This window comes from Paenibacillus sp. GSMTC-2017 (assembly GCF_016019935.1).
GTDB lineage: Bacteria > Bacillota > Bacilli > Paenibacillales > Paenibacillaceae > Pristimantibacillus.
The window spans coordinates 295811-315337 of sequence record NZ_JAECMT010000002.1 but is presented as its reverse complement, the minus strand read 5'-3'; the positions used below and the strand labels follow the sequence as shown (position 1 = coordinate 315337).

At 40.9% G+C, this 19527-nt stretch carries 18 protein-coding genes; 10 read left to right on the top strand and 8 right to left on the bottom strand.

The window, feature by feature from the left end:
* Positions 1-65: 65 nt before the first annotated feature.
* The 7 genes from purT (at position 66) to gyrA (ending at position 8997) form a co-directional block, all read left to right on the top strand.
* On the top strand, positions 66-1250 hold the full coding sequence (gene purT / locus I6N90_RS08735) for a formate-dependent phosphoribosylglycinamide formyltransferase (RefSeq protein WP_197935139.1): 1185 nt from the start codon (positions 66-68) through the stop codon (positions 1248-1250).
* A gap of 10 nt (positions 1251-1260) precedes the next feature.
* Positions 1261-1533 (top strand): YqkE family protein, encoded by a 273-nt coding sequence (locus I6N90_RS08730; RefSeq protein WP_197935138.1) that lies wholly within the window; start codon positions 1261-1263, stop codon positions 1531-1533.
* Positions 1534-1722: 189 nt separating this feature from the next.
* Positions 1723-2538 carry a GDSL-type esterase/lipase family protein gene (locus I6N90_RS08725; protein ID WP_197935137.1) on the top strand — a complete coding sequence of 272 codons (816 nt, stop codon included), beginning with the start codon at positions 1723-1725 and terminating at the stop codon, positions 2536-2538.
* A 21-nt stretch (positions 2539-2559) separates the two neighbouring features.
* On the top strand, positions 2560-3519 hold the full coding sequence (locus I6N90_RS08720; protein WP_232242801.1) for an ABC transporter ATP-binding protein: 960 nt from the start codon (positions 2560-2562) through the stop codon (positions 3517-3519).
* The gene (locus tag I6N90_RS08715; protein ID WP_197935135.1) at positions 3512-4498 is read left to right on the top strand and encodes an ABC transporter permease; all 987 of its coding nucleotides are present in this window, start codon (positions 3512-3514) and stop codon (positions 4496-4498) included. Before I6N90_RS08720 ends, I6N90_RS08715 begins: the two co-directional genes overlap by 8 nt.
* 53 nt (positions 4499-4551) lie before the next feature.
* Positions 4552-6522, top strand: coding sequence for a DNA topoisomerase IV subunit B (gene parE, locus I6N90_RS08710; protein ID WP_197935134.1), 1971 nt, complete (start codon positions 4552-4554; stop codon positions 6520-6522).
* A gap of 12 nt (positions 6523-6534) precedes the next feature.
* Positions 6535-8997 carry a DNA gyrase subunit A gene (gyrA, locus tag I6N90_RS08705; protein WP_197935133.1) on the top strand — a complete coding sequence of 821 codons (2463 nt, stop codon included), beginning with the start codon at positions 6535-6537 and terminating at the stop codon, positions 8995-8997.
* Here gyrA and I6N90_RS08700 read toward each other — a convergent pair.
* The gene (locus I6N90_RS08700) at positions 8978-9154 is read right to left on the bottom strand and encodes a hypothetical protein (protein ID WP_232242956.1); all 177 of its coding nucleotides are present in this window, start codon (positions 9152-9154) and stop codon (positions 8978-8980) included. The genes gyrA and I6N90_RS08700 overlap by 20 nt on opposite strands.
* 203 nt (positions 9155-9357) lie before the next feature.
* On the opposite strand from I6N90_RS08700, the gene I6N90_RS08695 reads away from it, so the two are divergent.
* Positions 9358-9762, top strand: coding sequence for a MarR family winged helix-turn-helix transcriptional regulator (locus tag I6N90_RS08695; protein ID WP_197935807.1), 405 nt, complete (start codon positions 9358-9360; stop codon positions 9760-9762).
* Between the two features lie 52 nt (positions 9763-9814).
* Here I6N90_RS08695 and I6N90_RS08690 read toward each other — a convergent pair whose 3' ends face one another.
* From I6N90_RS08690 to I6N90_RS08680, 3 genes are all read right to left on the bottom strand, one after another.
* Positions 9815-11038, bottom strand: coding sequence for a CapA family protein (locus tag I6N90_RS08690; protein WP_232242800.1), 1224 nt, complete (start codon positions 11036-11038; stop codon positions 9815-9817).
* Between the two features lie 92 nt (positions 11039-11130).
* Positions 11131-11838: an RluA family pseudouridine synthase gene (locus I6N90_RS08685; protein WP_197935131.1), complete on the bottom strand. Its 708-nt coding sequence runs from the start codon at positions 11836-11838 to the stop codon at positions 11131-11133.
* Positions 11838-12704, bottom strand: coding sequence for a class I SAM-dependent methyltransferase (locus I6N90_RS08680; protein WP_197935805.1), 867 nt, complete (start codon positions 12702-12704; stop codon positions 11838-11840). Before I6N90_RS08680 ends, I6N90_RS08685 begins: the two co-directional genes overlap by 1 nt.
* Before the next feature lie 153 nt (positions 12705-12857).
* Between I6N90_RS08680 and I6N90_RS08675 the strand changes: the two genes are divergently transcribed.
* Both I6N90_RS08675 and I6N90_RS08670 read left to right on the top strand, forming a co-directional pair.
* A complete protein-coding gene (locus I6N90_RS08675; RefSeq protein WP_197935130.1) occupies positions 12858-13046 on the top strand; it encodes a hypothetical protein in 189 nt (62 codons plus the stop codon).
* 113 nt (positions 13047-13159) lie between these two features.
* The gene (locus tag I6N90_RS08670; protein ID WP_197935129.1) at positions 13160-13489 is read left to right on the top strand and encodes an antibiotic biosynthesis monooxygenase family protein; all 330 of its coding nucleotides are present in this window, start codon (positions 13160-13162) and stop codon (positions 13487-13489) included.
* Between the two features lie 118 nt (positions 13490-13607).
* Here I6N90_RS08670 and I6N90_RS08665 read toward each other — a convergent pair whose 3' ends face one another.
* The 4 genes from I6N90_RS08665 to I6N90_RS08650 form a co-directional block, all read right to left on the bottom strand.
* On the bottom strand, positions 13608-14030 hold the full coding sequence (locus I6N90_RS08665) for a hypothetical protein (RefSeq protein ID WP_197935128.1): 423 nt from the start codon (positions 14028-14030) through the stop codon (positions 13608-13610).
* Positions 14031-14184: 154 nt separating this feature from the next.
* Complete coding sequence (locus I6N90_RS08660) at positions 14185-15528, bottom strand: lytic polysaccharide monooxygenase (protein WP_197935127.1); 1344 nt, start codon at positions 15526-15528, stop codon at positions 14185-14187.
* A 612-nt stretch (positions 15529-16140) separates the two neighbouring features.
* Positions 16141-18144, bottom strand: coding sequence for a serine hydrolase domain-containing protein (locus I6N90_RS08655; RefSeq protein ID WP_197935126.1), 2004 nt, complete (start codon positions 18142-18144; stop codon positions 16141-16143).
* Positions 18145-18341: 197 nt separating this feature from the next.
* Positions 18342-19442, bottom strand: coding sequence for a nitric oxide synthase oxygenase (locus tag I6N90_RS08650; RefSeq protein WP_197935125.1), 1101 nt, complete (start codon positions 19440-19442; stop codon positions 18342-18344).
* Positions 19443-19527 lie beyond the last annotated feature (85 nt).

Sequence of the window (19527 nt, the reverse complement as noted above, 5' to 3'; positions counted from 1 at the left end):
GATTTTTACAGAATGAACCTCCACAATGGAAGAAAAGTTCAAATGTCCAGGAGGTTCTTTCTACTATGTATGGATCACCATTAACGACACAATCGCGTAAAATATTAATGCTTGGCTCAGGTGAGCTAGGTAAGGAAGTTGTTCTTGAGGCACAACGTCTCGGTGTTGAAACGATAGCTGTAGATCGTTATGCTAATGCTCCTGCTATGCAAGTAGCTCATCGCAGCTATGTGACAGACATGCTTGATGGTAAAGCGATTCGCCGCATTATTGAACAAGAACGTCCTGATCTTATCGTGCCAGAGATAGAAGCTATCGCAACTGAAACGTTAGTTGAACTTGAAAGCGAAGGTCATAGAGTCATTCCTACAGCACGTGCCGCTAGACTTACGATGGATCGTGAAGGGATTCGTCGACTTGCTGCCGAAACACTTGGGCTTCCAACAGCGCCATATCAGTTTGCTGAATCACTAGAAGAGCTTAGAGCAGGGGCAGAAACGCTAGGATATCCATGTGTGATTAAACCTATTATGAGTTCTTCGGGTAAGGGTCAAAGTGTATGTCGTTCCGAAGCAGAACTTGAAAGTTGTTGGAACTATGCGATGGAAGGTGGACGTGCGAAGAAGCAACGGATTATTGTGGAAGGATTCGTCACGTTCCAATCAGAAATTACGCTACTTACAATTCGTTCTGTATCAGGTACTAGTTACTGTGCACCAATTGGTCATGTTCAGAAGGACGGCGATTATATTGAATCTTGGCAGCCGCACGAAATGACGGAGGAACACATTAATGAAGCTGAAGCAATTGCTTTAAAAATTACAGATGAACTTGGCGGGTACGGATTGTATGGCGTAGAATTGTTTATTACAGAAGATGGCGTCTTATTCAGTGAAGTATCACCACGTCCGCATGATACAGGTATGGTGACGATGGCAACACAGGATCTATCTGAGTTCGCACTACATGTAAGAGCTATTCTTGGCTATCCTATACCAACCATTCGTTTGCTTTCTCCTGGCGCATCGCATACGCTTAAAGCAGATAGAGAGTCAACTGATTTCCGAATCGGCGGCTTAGAAGAAGCTATGTCAGTGCCAAATACACAAGTTCGTCTATTTGGAAAACCAGAAACGAAGGTTGGCAGAAGGATGGCTGTAGCGCTTAGTACAGCTGCAGATACTGAATCAGCTAGAGCAACCGCTCGAACTGCGGCGGAAGCTTTGCATATCGAATATTTTAACAAGTAGGTGAGATTTTTTGGCTAAAAAACGGAAAGTTGCAAAGCCCCCTAAAAAATCAGATTCAGGCTCTGATCAAGAAAAGGGAGTTACTTTAAAAGAGCTGCTTGGAGCTGACGTACTGAGCAAATTAAAGGCGCAAGCCGATGAGCTCAAAAAAGCAGAGCAAGATCAAAAGGAATTAGTGCTTAAACAAGAAGAAGAAGTGAAGAAAAAGGAGCAAAAATTGAAAGAAAATGATTTTGCTTATTTGCTCGAAAATAGTAATGCTGGATGGAACAAATACAAGTAACAAGTAGGTTATTATAAATAATTGCAATACAGAGATGCCGTTATGGCGTCTCTTTTTTTTGTTTAGATGGCATAAGCTTGGACAGAAATGTACACCATGGTAACAACTGAACAAGAAAGGATACCTTCGCCAATACAGTTTTTTTCTCATAACATAGTTCTTTTTACATATTTGAAGCGGGGGAAAGGTATGAAAAATCAGTATTTGTGGCCTATTATCGCCATTACTTCTTTGTGCGTTACCGTTATTTTAATCGTTGGATTTGGATGGGTTGTCAAAGATATGATGATGCCAGCGTCTACTCATGCAGAGGTAAATAAAGTTCCTAAGGAAGTTACGAATGAAACTATTTTAGAAAAAGCATCTGAGATCAATATTGTTGCATTAGGTGATTCCTTAACAAAAGGGACAGGTGATCCTTCGGGTAAAGGGTATGTACTTCGTTTAGTCGATGGTCTTAAAACTAAATCAGATAAACCAGTTAAATTAATAAATAATTTAGCTGTAAACGGAATGAAGGCGAGTGAGTTAAGCGAACGGCTTACATCTGATTCAGGCTACCAATATGCGATTAGACAAGCAAATTTGATCGTTTTTAGCATCGGTGGTAACGACTTGTTTTTATCAGCTAGAACTAAGTTTGCAAATCGTAAATTATCTGATGTAAATGTAGACGAATTGACAGAAGACTTTGATAAGGCGATTGGCCATTATCGTGAAGTTGCAAAAAAGCTGCATGATCTAAATCCTACAGCAACAATCGTATATATGGGACTGTATAATCCTTTTTATGATATACCAGGGCTAAGGGATGCTAGCTTAAAAATGCAGGGGTGGAACAATGATGTTTACGAAACGATTTATGAGTATCCAAACATGCTAATGGTCCCTACTTTTGATCTTTTCGAGGGACGAATAATGGATTATTTGTCTTCCGATCACTTTCATCCAAACGATCGTGGTTATGAAGTAATAGCATCACGTATGTTGGAATCATTGAAATGAGTAATGGGGGTTACGTTGCTTATGAAAGAACCAATTCTTTCAGTAAATGGATTACAAAAAAAGATTCGAGGAAAGACAATAGTAGAAGATATCAACTTTGACATTGGCGAAGGTGAAATATTTGGATTTCTTGGACCGAATGGTGCTGGGAAGACAACAACGATTCGAATGTTGGTGGATCTCATTAAACCAACTGCGGGGCAAATCCGAATTTGTGGGTATGATGTACAGCGACAGCCAGAACAAGCGCTCCAATATGTTGGTTGTATCGTCGAAAATCCTGAAGTATACAGTTACCTCACAGGATGGCAAAACTTAGAGCAATTTGCTCGTATGCTCGAAAATGTAGATGCTGATCGTATTCATGAGGTGACTGATATCGTTAAGTTGAAGGATCGAATTCATGACAAAGTAAAAACATATTCTCTGGGAATGCGTCAACGACTGGGGATTGCTCAAGCGCTACTCGGTCGTCCGAAGTTACTCATACTCGACGAACCTACGAATGGACTAGATCCAAAAGGGATAAAAGAGCTAAGAGCGTTCGTACATCAATTAGCTAGTGAAGGTCTTAGTTTAGTAATTTCCAGCCATTTATTAAGCGAAATTCAAATGCTGTGTAGTCGCGTCGTTATTATTGACAAAGGGAAAATAATAGCAACAGGAAAAGTTGAAGAGCTAATTGAGCAAGCTAAAGGGCATGTTAACTGGGAGCTAACACCTTGGGTAGAAGGGAAAAGAATCCTGTTGCAAGATTCAAATGTCGTTGAATATGGTAAAAATGATGCTGTTGAGCGCGAACTGGCATCTGACTCGATGGTATCAGGGGAGACAATTATGACAATCATGCACGATGACCACATTCCGGGAACAGTTGAGCGCTTGGTTGGACAAGGAATTGGTATTAAAGCAGTCTATCGTAAAGAGCCAACATTAGAGGATTTATTTCTTCATTTGACGGAGGGTGAGTCCATTGAATAGACTTGTTGCTTTAGTTCAAAATGAAACGTTAAAGTTATGGCTGAAAAAACGATTTTTCGTCGTTATTCTCATTTTGCTTGTTCTTATACCTATATTTACTTATGCCGAATATAAAGTAGTCGAAAATCATGCTGATCACTTTTCCGATTGGCGTAATCGCGTATTGCAACAAATAGCTGATATTGAAAATACGCTTTCCAGTGATCGTATTCCAGAAGAATGGAAGCGGAGCAGACGTATTGCTGTCCAGCAGCTCCAATATTATTTGGATCATGATGTTAATCCAAGTGTACCTAGTGGGGTAACGTTCACGAGAGAATTTTTGGACAACTCAATCACTCTTTTTATCCCGATGCTTATATTGTCACTGGGCTCAGATATCGTTTCTGGTGAGCGAACAAGTGGAACAATCAAGATGCTACTAACTAGACCGGTCAGACGCTGGAAAATACTGCTAAGTAAATTACTGGCATTGATGCTATACGTTTCACTTACCATTGCGATAACCGTATTATTATGTTACCTTATATCCGGCTTTGTTTTTGGTTATGGAGGTTGGACAGCTCCAGTATTTACTGGTTTCGAAGTCCAAGGATCTAAGGTGAGCCTGGATGCTGTATACATTATACCGCAATGGCGATACTTGCTTATGCAAGCGGGGCTATGCTGGTTTTCAGCGATGACTGTTGCTATGTTAGGATTGATGGTTAGCATTTTAATTAGAAGCACCGCTGCAAGTATGGTAACGATGATGGCAGGAATTATTGCAGGAACCATTTTATCATCAATGAGTTCATCGTGGACAAGTGCCAAATATTTATTTTCCGTCAACTTGAAGTTGACTGGGTATTTAGACGGATCACCACCACCAATTGAAGGGATGTCGCTTCATTTTTCCCTTATTTTGTTAGCCGTTTGGGCGGTAGCCGCATTAATCGTTTCGTTTCGTGTCTTTACGAAAGGGGACATCTTGAATTAAAATAGCTTGAAGATATGACAATGAGATTTATGGAGATGGATTGGGGGAAGCTCATGACTGAGCAAATAGATCTTTTTACAAGTCCAGCGGCCACAGACCGGAACTATGATGCCGATGATATACAAGTACTAGAAGGTTTGACTGCTGTACGTAAACGTCCGGGTATGTACATCGGTAGCACTAGCACATCAGGACTTCATCACTTAGTATGGGAAATCGTCGATAATGCAGTGGATGAGCATCTAGCAAAATATTGCTCTGCTATTGAAGTTACGTTGCATAAGAACGGTTCAATTACGATACATGATAATGGTCGGGGAATACCGACTGGTATGCACAAGACCGGAATTCCAACACCTCAAGTTGTGTTTACGATTCTTCATGCTGGTGGCAAATTTGGTGGTGGAGGATATAAGAAATCTGGAGGATTGCACGGTGTAGGCGCATCGGTGACGAATGCTTTGTCAGAATGGTTGGAAGTAGAAATATTCCGCGACGGCAAAATACATAAGATGCGGTTTGAATATTGGGTTGATGACAAAGGCAAGGAACATGTCGGAGAGCCTGTTGCTGGTTTGGAGATAATAGGAAATACAAATCGTACGGGAACTAGGGTAACCTTTAAGCCGGATGTTCGTGTGTTCCAAAACGGAACTTCGTTTAATTACGATACACTTGCGGAACGTCTTCAAGAAATAGCCTTTTTAAACTCAGGATTAAGAGTCGTCATTAAAGATGATCGCAACGGCAAAAATGATCAATTTCACTATGAGGGCGGAGCAAGTCAGTTTGTTGAATATTTGAATGAAAGCAAATCCGTACTTCATGAAGTCATTCATTTTGCAGGTGAACGTGACGATATTGAAGTAGAAGTCGCTATGCAATACAACGATGGGTATACAGAGACGATTGCATCTTTCGTAAACTCGATACCTACACGTGGCGGGGGTACGCATGAGACGGGCTTTAAAACGGCTTATACACGTGTGATGAACGATTATGCGAGGAAAGCAGCACTTTTGAAAGAAAAAGACAAAAACCTTGAAGGTAATGATCTTCGTGAAGGCATGATGGCTGTCATCAACATTAAGATGTCTGAAGTAGAATTTGTCGGACAAACAAAAGATCAACTCGGAAGCGCTTCAGCAAGAAGTGCTGTTGATGCTGTTGTGACAGAAAAAATGCAGGTATTCCTAGAAGAGAACCCGCAAGTAGCACAATCGTTGCTTAAAAAAGCTGTACAAGCTTCAAAGGCACGTGAAGCAGCAAGAAAAGCTCGTGAAGAAATTCGAAGCGGTAAGAAAAAGAGTGAAAGTTCTAATCTCGGCGGTAAGTTAACGCCCGCTCAATCGAAGGATCACACTCGAAACGAATTGTTTATCGTTGAAGGAGATTCTGCTGGTGGTTCTGCAAAGCAAGGTAGAGATTCAAAACATCAAGCCATTCTCCCACTTAAAGGTAAACCGATGAATCCGGAGAAGGCTAAGCTTGTTGATATATTGAAAAACGACGAGTATAAAGCCATCATAGCTGCGATTGGTGCAGGTGTAGGATCAGAGTTCGAAGCTGATGAAAGCAATTACAACAAAATTATTATAATGACAGATGCAGATACGGATGGCGCTCATATTCAAGTACTTCTTTTAACTTTCTTCTACAGGTACATGAAACCGCTAATTGATACTGGGCGAATCTATATTGCACAGCCGCCTCTATATAAGATCACTAGAAAATCAGGCAAGCTGGAAACGATTCGATATGCATGGACGGATGAACAACTACAAAATTATTTAAAGGAATACGGTAAAGGCTATGAGCTACAGCGTTATAAGGGATTAGGTGAGATGAATCCGGATCAACTTTGGGAAACGACAATGAATCCAGAATCCCGAACGCTTCTTCAAGTTCAGATCGAAGATGCTGCAAAAGCAGAACGCCGCGTTTCTACGTTAATGGGAGATAAAGTAGATCCACGTAAACGTTGGATTATTGAAAACGTGGACTTTACGGAATATGTGGAATAGGGGTGAGCAAACATGAGTATTCTAGAACAATTTTTACCGGCGTTTCTGGAAGAGGTCGTTGGTGATCGATTCGGACGTTATTCGAAATACATCATACAGGATCGTGCGATCCCCGATGTACGTGATGGCTTAAAGCCCGTACAGCGCCGTATTTTATATGCGATGTATGACGCTGGCAATACACCGGACAAGCCATACCGGAAATCCGCTAAAACGGTTGGGGACGTAATGGGTAATTACCATCCACACGGAGACTCATCCATTTATGAAGGTATGGTAAGGATGGCACAACCTTGGAAGATGGGGCATCCACTTGTTGATGGACATGGCAACTGGGGTTCGCAAGATGATGATCCAGCTGCAGCAATGCGTTATACGGAAGCTCGCTTGTCCAAGATTGCGCTTGAATTGCTACGTGATATTGATAAACGTACAGTATTGTTTAAAGATAACTTCGATAATACAACGAAAGAGCCAGTTGTATTACCTTCACGTTATCCGAACTTGCTTGTGAACGGAGTAAGTGGTATTTCTTCTGGATTCGCAACTGAAATACCGCCACATAATTTGCGTGAAGTCATTGATGCTTGTATTGCATTGATGTTGAAGCCTGAATTACCACTTGACGATATTATGAGCATTGTTAAAGGTCCCGATTTCCCAACTGGCGGACTTATAATGGGTGAAGATGGTATTCGAGACGCTTATACAACTGGCAAAGGTCGTATATACATTCGTTCCAAAACAGCAATTGAAGATATGAGGGGCGGCAAACAGCAGCTTGTTATAACAGAAATCCCATATCAGGTCGTAAAGTCACGACTAGTAACTGCAATGGAAACGATTCGTCTAGAGAAAAAGGTTGAAGGAATCGCAGAAGTAAGAGACGAGAGTGGACGTAACGGTTTGCGCATCGTTGTTGAGCTGAAAAAGGATGCAGACGCGAGTGGAATATTAGCTTATTTACTCAAGAAGACTGATCTACAAGTAACTTATAACTTCAATATGGTCGCTATCGTCAATAAAGCACCTCAGCAACTTGGTATTAAACCGATGCTTGAAGCCTATATTGCGCATCAAAAGGAAGTTGTAACGGAGCGTACGAAGTACGAGCTTGAGAAAGCAGAAGATCGTGCACATGTCGTAGAAGGACTTGCTAAAGCACTTAACATTTTGGATGAAGTTATCGCAACGATTAAAGCTTCCAAAAACAGATCGGATGCTCAAAATAATTTAGTATCGAAATTTGGATTTTCGGAACGTCAAGCTGATGCCATTTTAACTTTACAACTATATAGATTGACGAACTTAGAAATTACAGCACTAGAAAAAGAACTGAAAGAAGCACTGAAAAAAATTGCTTACTTACGTTCGATTTTAGATAGTGAAAAGAAGTTAATCGGTGTCATTAAGGACGAACTTACTGAAATTCGTGATAAGTTCGGCATCGATCGCCGTTCTGGTATTCAAGGTGAAGTTGAGGAGTTGAAAGTTAATCTGGAAGTGCTTGTCACGCCAGAAGATGTTCTTGTTACACTTAGCCAAGATGGCTATGTAAAGCGTACAAGTATGTTATCTTTCACTCGATCTGGTGGAGAACTTGACACTGCTGGAGTGAAAGAAGGTGATGTCATTCGAGATCTGCTACAGGTCAATACGATAGACAACTTGCTGCTCTTTACTCGAAAAGGTCAATATTATTTGTTGCCTGTGCATCAAATACCAGATTTTAAATGGAAAGATACAGGAACAGCAATTGTTAATATTGTACCGCTGCCTAAAGACGATTCCATTATAAGTGTATTACCGATAAAAGATATGAATACGCCTAACTTGTCACTCGTATTTATAACGAAGCGAGGACAAGTGAAACGTACAGAGCTTAAAGAATATGCGACGACTCGTTCAACAGCAGTCACAGCTTGTAAAGTAGCTGACGGGGACGAGATCATCAGCGTTACTCCTAGTGATGGCACGAAACATATTGTTCTTATTTCATCAAACGGGATGAGTATTCGTTTCGCTGAAGCGGAAGTTAATCCGATGGGCAGAGTTGCTGCGGGTGTTCGTGGTATGCAACTTCGTGAAGATGACGAGATCGTATCTGCAATTTGGGTATCGGATGATGAAGGTGAAGTGCTAGTCATTTCCGATATTGGCTATGCAAAACGTTCGTTACTACTGGATTATCCGATACAAGGCAGAGGCGGTAGAGGTGTTCAGACGTTTGAGTTTAAAGAAGGCAAACGTGTACGCTCTAATGGCGACAAGCTAGTTGCTGGCTATTATTGCAGAAAAGAGATAGAAGTTGTTGCGCTTACATCTACAGGCGGCAAATTAATCGCGAGTTCAGAGAAATCACCAATTGAAGAGCGTAAATCGATTGGAAAACTGTTATTCCCAGTCGATAAAAACGATGTAATAACGTCTTCGTTCGTACGGGTTGTTCCAGATCTTAATCAAAAGGTTGATTAGGCGGATCGAAACGATCTATAATCTCGACTAAAAGTTCAAGCATGACCCACAATGGAACAAGCCCGTCTGGGCGTTCAAGCCATTGTGGGTCTTTTATTATTCCGTACGATCGAATACGTTTGATCATTTCTTCTTTTCTGTCGTCCAGAGGAATCACGCTCCTTGGGCATGTCACTTTGTTAATCCGCACTGCCTGCCAATATGGGCAGTCGCCTCAGTATATGTCTAAAGCTGTCAAACTGTTCGAGATAATAGCGATTAATAGCGCAAACTATTAATTGCATTAATCTTTTATTCGACATTATGAATTGCTATAATAGACTTATAGAATCCAAAATTGACAGGAAGCGGGTGGAGAGTTTGATTTCTGAAGATTTTACTAGGTTGTGGACAAAACTAACACGCGATTGGAAGATAAGTTTGGAGCAATCGCTTGCCCCACTTACTGAAGGACAACTAAATGTTCTTGAACTGTTACTTGACTCTGAACCTAAGAAACCATCTGATTTGATCCAATATTTATCTACGACACCCGCAGCCATAACGACGTTGTTAGACCGGATGGAAAGAAATGAATTAATAGAACGAACGAGAGATGTGAATGATCGTAGAATCGTGTGGATATCAGTATCAGCAAAAGGTAGAGCTGAGACGGAGCGGGGCAGAGCTATTCGGGGTAATTTGATCGAGCATTCGCTCGATCGTATTTCCTCGCATAATCAACAGCTTTTGGTTTATCTGTTAGGTAAAGTAGCAAATACATAAAACGATAACGGCCGCTACCCAATTGGGTAGCGGCCGTTGATGTGCTCTGCAATTATTTCATTGAATCTAATCTTGTTTTAAGCATTTCAAAATCCTTTTTCATCGTTTCATAATCACTAGCACGGAGCAGCTTGTCATTTGCTTCAGCTAATGTTTCTTCAATTGGAAGAATGCGATAACGATAAGACTTATCGGGTTTATACCGGTGAACCCAAGTAGGAATTGCTTCTACTTCGGTAAGGTTGATCGTACCTTCGGTAACATTTTTGCGAATATTAACTTTGAATATAACCCCGTAGTCTTTAGATCCACCACGTTGGTTAGAAATAAAGTTACCCATAGAATAAATAATTAGTGCCGATTTTTTATTTCCTTTAGCATCGAGTGTTTCAATGACTTCGTATGGTTGCAAAACATGCGGATGAGATCCAGCAATAATATCTGCACCAGCAGCTACTAATGCTCGCGCTAACTGCTTTTGCTCTTCATTAGGAGTCGTCTGATATTCTGCTCCAAAGTGCAACGCTACTGTAACAAGATCAGCACCGCCTTCTTTTAGCCGCGTAATATCCTTTTTAATTTTTTCTTCATCAATTAAATTAACAAGATAAGGTTTACCCTCTGGAATCGGAATACCATTCGTTCCATAGGTGTAGGATAACAATCCCATCTTAATGCCGTTTTTCTCAGAAATGATTAGTGCATCTGCTTCTTCTTGTGACGAAGCGGTACCGACTGCTTGAAGCTCCAGCCCTTTTAAATGCTCTAATGTACGTAGCAAACCTTTTTCACCTTTGTCGAGGGAATGGTTGTTTGCCGTAGAAAAAAGATTAAAACCAGCGTTTTTGAGAGCTTCTGCTAGCTCAAGCGGAGCATTAAAGGAAGGGTAGCCAGTATAGCCATACTCTTTCCCTGCAATTGGTGTTTCTAGATTTGCCATAACCCAATCGCCTTGTTTTAAAATTGGTTTTACCTCTTCAAAAAAAGGATCAAAGTTATACTTTTTTTCGGTGGCATTATAAGATCCTGGTAATTGCGGAGAATGACTCATAATATCGCCTACACCTAACCATACTGCATCTACAAATTGAGGAGGAGCAGGGGTCGGTTGTGGTGTTGCTGGTTTAGCAATTTCTTGTTTTTCATTAGAATCAGAAGTTTCAGATATAATATTATTCTTATCTGTTGCTTTTGAGCTCCATGGCGAGAAGTCTTCACTAAAGTTGGACAAAACCAGCAATAAAACTAAAGCAATAGAAGCTAAACCTAATCCCATAGTCAAGAATACTAATGTTTTATTATGTCGCATCTCAACACGATCGTCCTCTCCTAATCGAACAGTAGGCAATTAAAATTGCCCTGTAAGATTTAAGTAAAATGTTTGGCTGCATCCTGGATTTGATCCTGTTGCCATATGCTCCATGGATATTCATTCTCTGGAGTTGAGCAAAAAGTTGAAGCTTCTTTCGTTACAGGATGTGGCACAGAAACAGAAGTAGACCATAAAGCAACATCGGTTACATCGTTTCGTTTCGTTGCTCCGTACTTAAGATCACCAAGTAATGGGCAACCGATGTATGCCATTTGAGCTCTAATTTGATGTGACCTGCCAGTATGCAGTTTTACAGCTATTAAGCTGAAGCGATCTGAGCTTGCGATGACAGAGTACGTTAGTATCGCTTCTTTAGCTTCTTCAGTAGGTTTCTCAAAAACAGTAACTTGATTCTTCTTCTGGTCTTTACGTATATAGTGCGTCAGACGGGCTTCCTGCTTCGCAGGAGCCCCTTGAACGACACACATGTACGTTTTACCGAAGTTACGGCTTCGAACCGCCTCAGACAGCCTGGAGGCCGCCTTAGAAGTTTTGGCAAAAATCATAACGCCTCCGACAGGACGATCTAATCGATGCACCAGTCCCAAAAAAACGTTGCCTGGTTTTTGATGTCGTTCTTTCAAATCTGCTTTGAGCAGAGTTAGCATGTCAGGATCGCCGGTTTCATCCTCTTGAGAAGGTATGCCTGGAGGTTTAACGACAGCAAGCAGATGATTATCCTCAAATAAGACTTTGATTCGCATTAATTTGACTCCCAGCGTCCAAGGATGCCGCACGGCAAATTAAGGCCGGATTTCGTAATTGGCAAACCAATTTCTCCACAATTAATTTGTCCGCCATATTTCGACTTCATTGTCATATGAAGTAGATTATGGAGAACGGAAGGTGATAATCCTGTCGTATACGAGTTAATAAGTAGGAATAAAGGATTATCAGAAAGTATGGATGTGCAAGATTGAAGGAAAGGATACAAGTTTTCTTCAAGCTTCCACGTTTCTCCATTAGGTCCACGTCCATAGGAAGGAGGGTCCATAATAATAGCGTCATACTGACGGCCACGGCGTTGCTCACGTTGTACAAACTTAAATACATCGTCTGTTATATAACGAATAGGGGCGGATTCAAGGCCAGATAGTTGAGCATTATCTTTAGCCCATTGCACCATACCTTTAGCAGCGTCCACATGGCAAACATCTGCACCAGCAGAAGCAGCTGCGACAGTAGCTCCGCCGGAATAAGCAAATAGATTTAGTACACGTATTGGACGACCCGCATTGCGAATTTTGTCCATCATCCAGCTCCAGTTAACCGCTTGCTCAGGAAATAGTCCAGTATGTTTGAAGTTTGTCGGTTTAATGTGGAATCTTAAATCGCCATAACCAATTGTCCATCTCTCAGGAAGATTTGAAGACATATTCCATTGCCCACCACCAGAATTGCTACGATGGTAATGTCCATCTACTTTGTTCCAATGTTCTGCTTCATTAGCAATTGGCCAAATAATTTGTGGATCTGGTCTGCGTAAAATATATTTTCCCCAACGCTCCAGCTTATCGCCTTCACCAGTATCAATAACCTCGTAGTCGTTCCATTTATCTGCTAAGTACATATTCAAAAAATCCTTCCTCGACGTAAGTCTTGTCATGTAATAATGTCATCGCTTATTATAACGAAGCAAGGGTAAGTAATCAACGAAACATGCCGAATGATCGGGTATTATTTCGTAACGATAAGAATATTAAGGAAAAAGGTGGATAAACCGATGATGCACTTGGAATGTGAATGCGGTAATAAAACAGGGATCTTTGGAACGGGTGATCGTGATGAACATGGAAGAGAATACATTGAAATGGAAGACGATGATCGATTTACCTTTATGATAGGGGAAGATAGCATCGTATTTAAATGTTCGTTCTGTGGTTATCGATATCGCTTGAAAAAGTACGAATAATCAACATTTCCTCGAGCAGTACCCACCTATATTTCCCAATAAATTATTTGACATTGATAATCGTTATCGATATGATATTGTAGTGTGAATTTTTTGATATCGGGGGAATAAATATGTTTATTCAATTAAGAACGATAGTAGTAGAACCCGGAAATGCTGAACAAGTGGCCGGATGGTTCGTACAAGCTGGTCATATTGATACGATGCCAGGTTTAATAGATCGGACTGTACTAGTCAGTAGAAAAAATAAAGAATCTGAAGAAGTTATTGCGATGATACGTTGGGAATCAGAAGATGCATGGAAAAATTGGGAGAAGGATCCTGTTCATTTGGCTGGTCATCGTGAAAAGCGTAATGAAGAATCTCCAAGTTATATTATAAGCTCATCGGTAAAAATGTATGATGCAACGAAAGTAGATACAAGTCAATTAAACCTCGCTTAAGACGAAGTTAAATGGAAAACGAAAGGCTGTCTCCTAGGTCAATTTGACCAGAGACAGCCTTTTTCCTGTTAGTATGACATGGTGGATTCCACTAGTACTGGTTTACTAGACTGCTCTATTAATAGCCGTAGTAATTTTTCCAGAGCTTGAAGGAATCAGTTGGATCGTCATCCCAGCAGTCATCATCGTCATCATCGTCATCTTCATCGTCCCACCGGTCATCTTCATCGTCCCACCGGTCATCATCGTCGTCATCATCATCCCAACGATCCTTTTTGTCAAACCAGTCCCAGAAGTTGTCTTTCTGGTCTTTACCTTTTTTGTCTTCTTTCTCATCGTCTCGATCTTTGTTGTATTTACCGTAGTCAATACGATCATCGGATTTAGATGATCCACCGAAAAAGGTAAATAGTGAAGAGAAAAACCCCTTGTTCTTGCTTTCACTAGAATAGCTTGTCTGACTAGATGCAAAAGCTGATGTTGGAAAAACGAGTATAGCGATTAACACCGTTATACTGATGACTCTTTTCAACATTTTCATCAGGATGCACTCCCAATATGACATTTTAAAAGAACAGATAAGTTCTTTATTAAGAACTATACAATATAAGTAAATACTTGTAAATAAAAAGTATAGGAAAAAAGCCCTTGAATCACATTGCTGTGTCAAGGGCTTTTGGATATTAATTTCCTAATTATACTACCTTCCAAAGTGAAGCTACGTTAGCTGGCTCCCAGCCTGCGATTGATGTATGATTTTGTCTGCACTCATACACTACACCGTTATACGTTACTTTAGTACCAGTTGTATAAGCAACACCAGCTGCCCATGCTGGTTGTGTCGGAGCAGCAGCTGTTGTAGCGTTTACATTGCTCGCAGCAGATTGGTTGCCGGCAGCATCAATCGCTCTAACAGAGAACGCATATGCAGTAGATGGAGTAAGTCCATTTACGACATAATCTAAAGTTGAACCAGAGACAGTAGCTAATAATGTAGTTCCGCGATAGATGCGGTAGCCAGTAACGCCAACATTATCTGTAGAAGCACTCCACATTAACCAAACGCTTGTTGAAGTTGGTGTATTCATAATATGCAATCCAGGAGGTGCAGAAGGAGCTGCCGTATCTACTGCAACAGCTGTTGTTGTTACATTTACGATATTACTAGCAGCTGACTCGTTACCTGCGGCATCAACAGCGGTTACTCTAAATGAATAGCTGGTGCTTGAGGTAAGTCCAGTTAATGCTCGATTAGTTGGTGATGCTGGCACTGTTGCTAAAAGAGTAGTACCGTTATATATTTTGTAGCTAGCTACAGCATTATTATCAGTGGCAGCTGACCATGCCAACGTAGCTGTAGTTGATCCAACATTGGAAGCGCTTAAACTAGTTGGAGCAGTTGGAGCTTGTGTATCAGCAGGCCCGCTTGGGAAGTTAACATCAATAGCGTTGTAGAACGCGTTAACTGTGTTGGAAACGTCCCATACTGCTAAAATAACATGATATCCAGTACGATCGGTAGGAACATTACAATTGTGGGAATAAGTCATTGGAGGTTGTACACCGCCATAATTTACTGTACAAAATGGTGTCAAATCAAACTGATTACGAGTTAGTGGAGCATTTGGATCCCAATTAGTTTTCGTAATATAATAATGGAATTTAGACGTAGCATGGTTTGCTGTAAACTTCCAAGTAAATGTTTGTTGGCCACCAGTCATAGCAACTTTGCTCCAACGAGTGCTGGATTGCTCATCAAGTTTAGGGTATAGTCCACCCGCACTTGCTATTTGACCATCGGCAGGTCCAGCTGCAGGGAAGCCTTTAAGTGTTTCTAGACTTTGTGGCTCATATATGATGTTTCCACAATCTGTATTGAGTCCTTGCTTACATAGAATGGAACGGCTTCCTGGAGAGTCTACATAACCGTGAGCAGAAACACGATCAGCTAGAACGGTCATACATGCTAACAATGCTATAAAGAAACCGCTTGCAATTAATGCTTTAACAATAAATTGACGAGATGATACGACTGTCATAAATAATAACCTCCTAATAGTGGTTTAATGTTTACGCTTTCATAATAAAGACGTCAAATACAGTTGCAGCATAATCTCCCTTCTTTTGATAATGAAAGAGTCTAGGCGAGAATAAGTTGGATGAAAGGACTCCTTTCGTAAAAGGTTTTATATAAACTCTATTGAGCTTATACACTAGTAGAAGTGTAAGAAAAAATGAAGGTGAAATTAAGTTGCATCTAAGATGTGATAGGTGTAAGTTCGGGTAAAAACTAGGAGTGAATATTATGAATTTCTAGGATGTAGTATTGAGTATGTCTAAGAAGTAAAATTTGAGTATGATTTGGGAGCAGAATACGAGTAATCTAAGGAAAGTAGTCTAGTAAATCAAATATGAGCTTATTATAGAGGAAATTGATAGAAAAGGGGAGAGTTTTTATAAAAATAATCGAAATTTATCCCCTCCCTTACCTAAAACAATAAAATATCTTATATTTCTACAAATTCAGCAAACATTCGAGTTGCAATTTCCTCGGTAACATAACGGGAGAGAGTAAAAATACATTTTGATTAGAACGCAACATCACGAAACCATCCGCCATATAAAGTTTATCTATAAGAACAAAGTTATCTTTAGGACAGCAAGCCGGCAACTAAGTTCCAGTACCAGACAAGTGCGGCAAAGCTGCAAGTATGTGTGGCGATCAGCAGGCTATAGACTAATGTCGGTATGCCGATCGAATGTTGCTTGAACATTTTCCAAGTTCGATACAGGATAACGAAAGTACTGGCTGCGGTAATCCAAGGGATGAATCCAGTCGCTTGCAGCTTCCAAGAAACGCCGAATCCGAGAGGACCCCAATAATTATCGGATAGTGGAATGAGGACTAGTAACACAATAAGACCTGCATAAATGAGATTGCCTGCACCAATCACAGCATATCCATATAGAATCGATATGTTCTTGCTACGCTTACCGCCGAAAAGGTTCTTGAGCCATGTAACAAAGCCTGCGATAGCAACAGTTGCGAATAGGAACAGAAACCACCCGAACAAAACAAACTGTACGTTACTGGTTTCGAACCAGGATACTCGCTCGTAAGCGGCAATATCGCCATCTATATGAACATAATCCGCCTTGCCTTGATTATCTATCAAAAGAAATGATAGTTTCTTCTTTCCGTCCGCCGATACGAACACGTCTTTGCCTGTTGCTTCTAAGACAGAATGACCCTGAAGGAAGCTATCACTAATCATTTTCCCATTCTTGTCGAAGCGGATATTCATATCCCATAAGAGTGACAATATTTTTTCAGCTGTGTTGTATGAATGAAACACCCAGCGATACGTTCCCGCCAATCGTGTTTGCTCTTGTTTCGACAAAGTGAATGTAGGGTGTGGTTGATCTGGGGCGGAAGCAGGGAAATATCGGTCCATAAAAGCATCTATTATTTGTTGTCCCAAACTATTTCCTCTCTCATCTAAAAAATGAAGATTGTAGCTTACAAACAATCCAATCTCTTCTTCAGGCAACAGGTATAGGATACTTTGAGCTTCGGAAAGTCTGCCATGATGGGATAGAGCCCGTCGTCCATTGTTGAAATCTTCGAAAAAGCCATACGCCATACCCTCCGCTTGCGGATGAATGGTATAATGCTGACGGTGCATTAGCTCGACTGTCTTCGGTTGCAAAATGCGAGACTTATCCCCGACTTCGTTCTGCAAATGGGCAATCATAAATTTCGATACATCGATGGCATTTGTTATTAACGATCCTGACGATCCACCGTGGAAATAATTAAAGCTTTGCGGGAGATTTGTCCCTTGCTTCCACCGATAACCAATCGCTAACCGATCGGTCATATCCTTCGGCAAAGATTGTGAGAATGTACTACTCTCCATGCCAAGCGGCTCGAATATATTTTGGCGGACATATTGTTCGAATGTCTGTCCGGTTTGCTTCTCCACCATGAACCCGACCAATTCCATCCCATAATTGGAGTAGCTTAATCGTTCACCGGGGGCACGAACAGGCGATTGTACGAAAGGATTTTTGGCTGTTCGCAGAGTGGTAACTTCTTCTGCGTTATTTGCCCGAGCACGGAACGCCGTCTCATCGTATCCTGCCGTATGCGTGAGAAGATGATGAAGGGTGATAGGTTCTGTGAAGTCACTTGGCACAGGGAACAGATCAAGTACCTGACGGATATCGGCGTTCAGGTCCAACATTCCACGCTCGACGAGCTGCATGGCAGCGGTTGAAGCGAATAACTTAGATACCGAGGCGACGCGAAACAAGGTGCGATCCGCTTGCACTGGAATCTGATGCTCTAGATCAGAATAGCCATACCCCTTAGCAAATAATAATTTTCCGTCTTTCACGATCGATAATACCGCCCCAGGAATATGTTTCTCAGCCATTTTCTTTTCCATGAATTGATCGAGAAAAGGCTCTAAATCGTTCGTATGTTCCAATCTGAAGACTTCGCTAGGTATGGGGTCAGTTTTTACTGAGGACGTTGTGGATGACTGTGACTGTGCGAATATCGGAATAATGACAGTTAAGCCAACTAATGCACATAGTACCGTTAGACTAATAAGCTTTGAACAAAATGATTTGAAATTCGGTAAAAGCATGATTGAGACACACTCCTTTAATATTTGTTAGAAGATGAATCCAAGTATAAAACGTTACGTTACGTCACCTACAAGCCCCTTACGACGATGAATATGTAAATATTTTCATGACCTGAGAGGTGGAAAACAAAAAAAGAACCCTCCGTCTCAAAAAAAGACGTGGGTTTCAGGTTGATTAGAGAGGCTCTATTGAACCTCTATTTTGAACGATAATAAAATTTAGGTGAAATAATGTGATCACTATAGCTATTGTGGAAAATAGAAGTTGTTGCAGGTGAAAGTGGAGGAACAAGCCAAGACCATCTCCCCGTAACTTCTCGGTTACTCATAGCCTCATTTTTCTCGAATCTCATAAACTGCTGGGCAGCCGTATGGTGATCAACAATCGTAACTCCTTGGGATTTGAAAGAATGTAACACTGCAATGTTAAGTTCAACAAGTGCTTTATCCTTCCAAAGTGTCGAAGCTTTGGTTGTATCTAACCCCATAAGTTGTGCTACAGCAGGAAGTTGATTGTACCGATTGTCGTCCGCAAGATTGCGAGCACCGATTTCTGTACCCATATACCAGCCATTAAATGGTGCGGCCGAATATTGAATGCCTCCTATCTCAAGCAACATATCAGAGACAAGAGGGACAGCGTACCATTTCAAATTAAGAGATTGAAATTCCGCTATTTCAGGATGTGTGATCGGCACTTCCATGATGATTTCTTTTGGGATATCAAAATAAGTAGGTTCATCGTCGTTCATACTAAGAACTAGTGGTAAAATATCAAAGGCTGTTCCGGCACTCTTCCAACCTAACGTTGTACATTGTTCCGTAAAAGCTAAAGAAGCAGAATCTCCGATAATTGTTCCGTCTTCCAAAGTATAACCTGCATAACGGATTAATTGATGATTCCAAATACGTGGACCGGATGAAATGTCGTCGCCGTTAACTGGTGAAAATACAGTAATACATGGACGTATTTTGCCATCATTAGTTGCATGTTCAATATGTTCAAATAGAACTTTAGCCATCTCATCCACTTTGTTAATATGCCTAGCGTCTATGACAGTTAAGCTATCCCAAAATAGTCTGCCGATACAGCGATTACTATTCCGCCAAGCCATCTTGGCACCATAACTTAACTCATCATAAGTATGGACATAATGACCAAATAAATGAATATCGTTGTTTATTTGTAATAAACGTTCATCGATATCGAGCTGTGTTTTTCCCATTTCGGTATAACATCTCGTGATAAAATCGGATGCAGCGCTGAATAACGTTGATTGTTGAACTATACTTTGCATAGGATGTCACCTGGTTTCGTAAGTCGATGGCTTTATTATATCAACTCTAACCCACGTTCTATCCTATTACTTGTGAACAAAATTA

Bases quoted from the DNA above. Each gene is read 5' to 3' on its own strand.
- I6N90_RS08670 (WP_197935129.1), top strand. From the start codon at position 13,160: ATGTTTATTCAATTAAGAACGATAGTAGTAGAACCCGGAAATGCTGAA.
- I6N90_RS08685 (WP_197935131.1), bottom strand. From the start codon at position 11,838: ATGCGAATCAAAGTCTTATTTGAGGATAATCATCTGCTTGCTGTCGTT.
- I6N90_RS08720 (WP_232242801.1), top strand. From the start codon at position 2,560: ATGAAAGAACCAATTCTTTCAGTAAATGGATTACAAAAAAAGATTCGA.
- I6N90_RS08675 (WP_197935130.1), top strand. From the start codon at position 12,858: ATGATGCACTTGGAATGTGAATGCGGTAATAAAACAGGGATCTTTGGA.
- I6N90_RS08725 (WP_197935137.1), top strand. From the start codon at position 1,723: ATGAAAAATCAGTATTTGTGGCCTATTATCGCCATTACTTCTTTGTGC.
- I6N90_RS08690 (WP_232242800.1), bottom strand. From the start codon at position 11,038: ATGGGATTAGGTTTAGCTTCTATTGCTTTAGTTTTATTGCTGGTTTTG.
- parE (WP_197935134.1), top strand. From the start codon at position 4,552: ATGACTGAGCAAATAGATCTTTTTACAAGTCCAGCGGCCACAGACCGG.
- I6N90_RS08650 (WP_197935125.1), bottom strand. From the start codon at position 19,442: ATGCAAAGTATAGTTCAACAATCAACGTTATTCAGCGCTGCATCCGAT.
- I6N90_RS08655 (WP_197935126.1), bottom strand. From the start codon at position 18,144: ATGCTTTTACCGAATTTCAAATCATTTTGTTCAAAGCTTATTAGTCTA.
- gyrA (WP_197935133.1), top strand. From the start codon at position 6,535: ATGAGTATTCTAGAACAATTTTTACCGGCGTTTCTGGAAGAGGTCGTT.
- I6N90_RS08680 (WP_197935805.1), bottom strand. From the start codon at position 12,704: ATGTACTTAGCAGATAAATGGAACGACTACGAGGTTATTGATACTGGT.
- purT (WP_197935139.1), top strand. From the start codon at position 66: ATGTATGGATCACCATTAACGACACAATCGCGTAAAATATTAATGCTT.
- I6N90_RS08660 (WP_197935127.1), bottom strand. From the start codon at position 15,528: ATGACAGTCGTATCATCTCGTCAATTTATTGTTAAAGCATTAATTGCA.
- I6N90_RS08665 (WP_197935128.1), bottom strand. From the start codon at position 14,030: ATGAAAATGTTGAAAAGAGTCATCAGTATAACGGTGTTAATCGCTATA.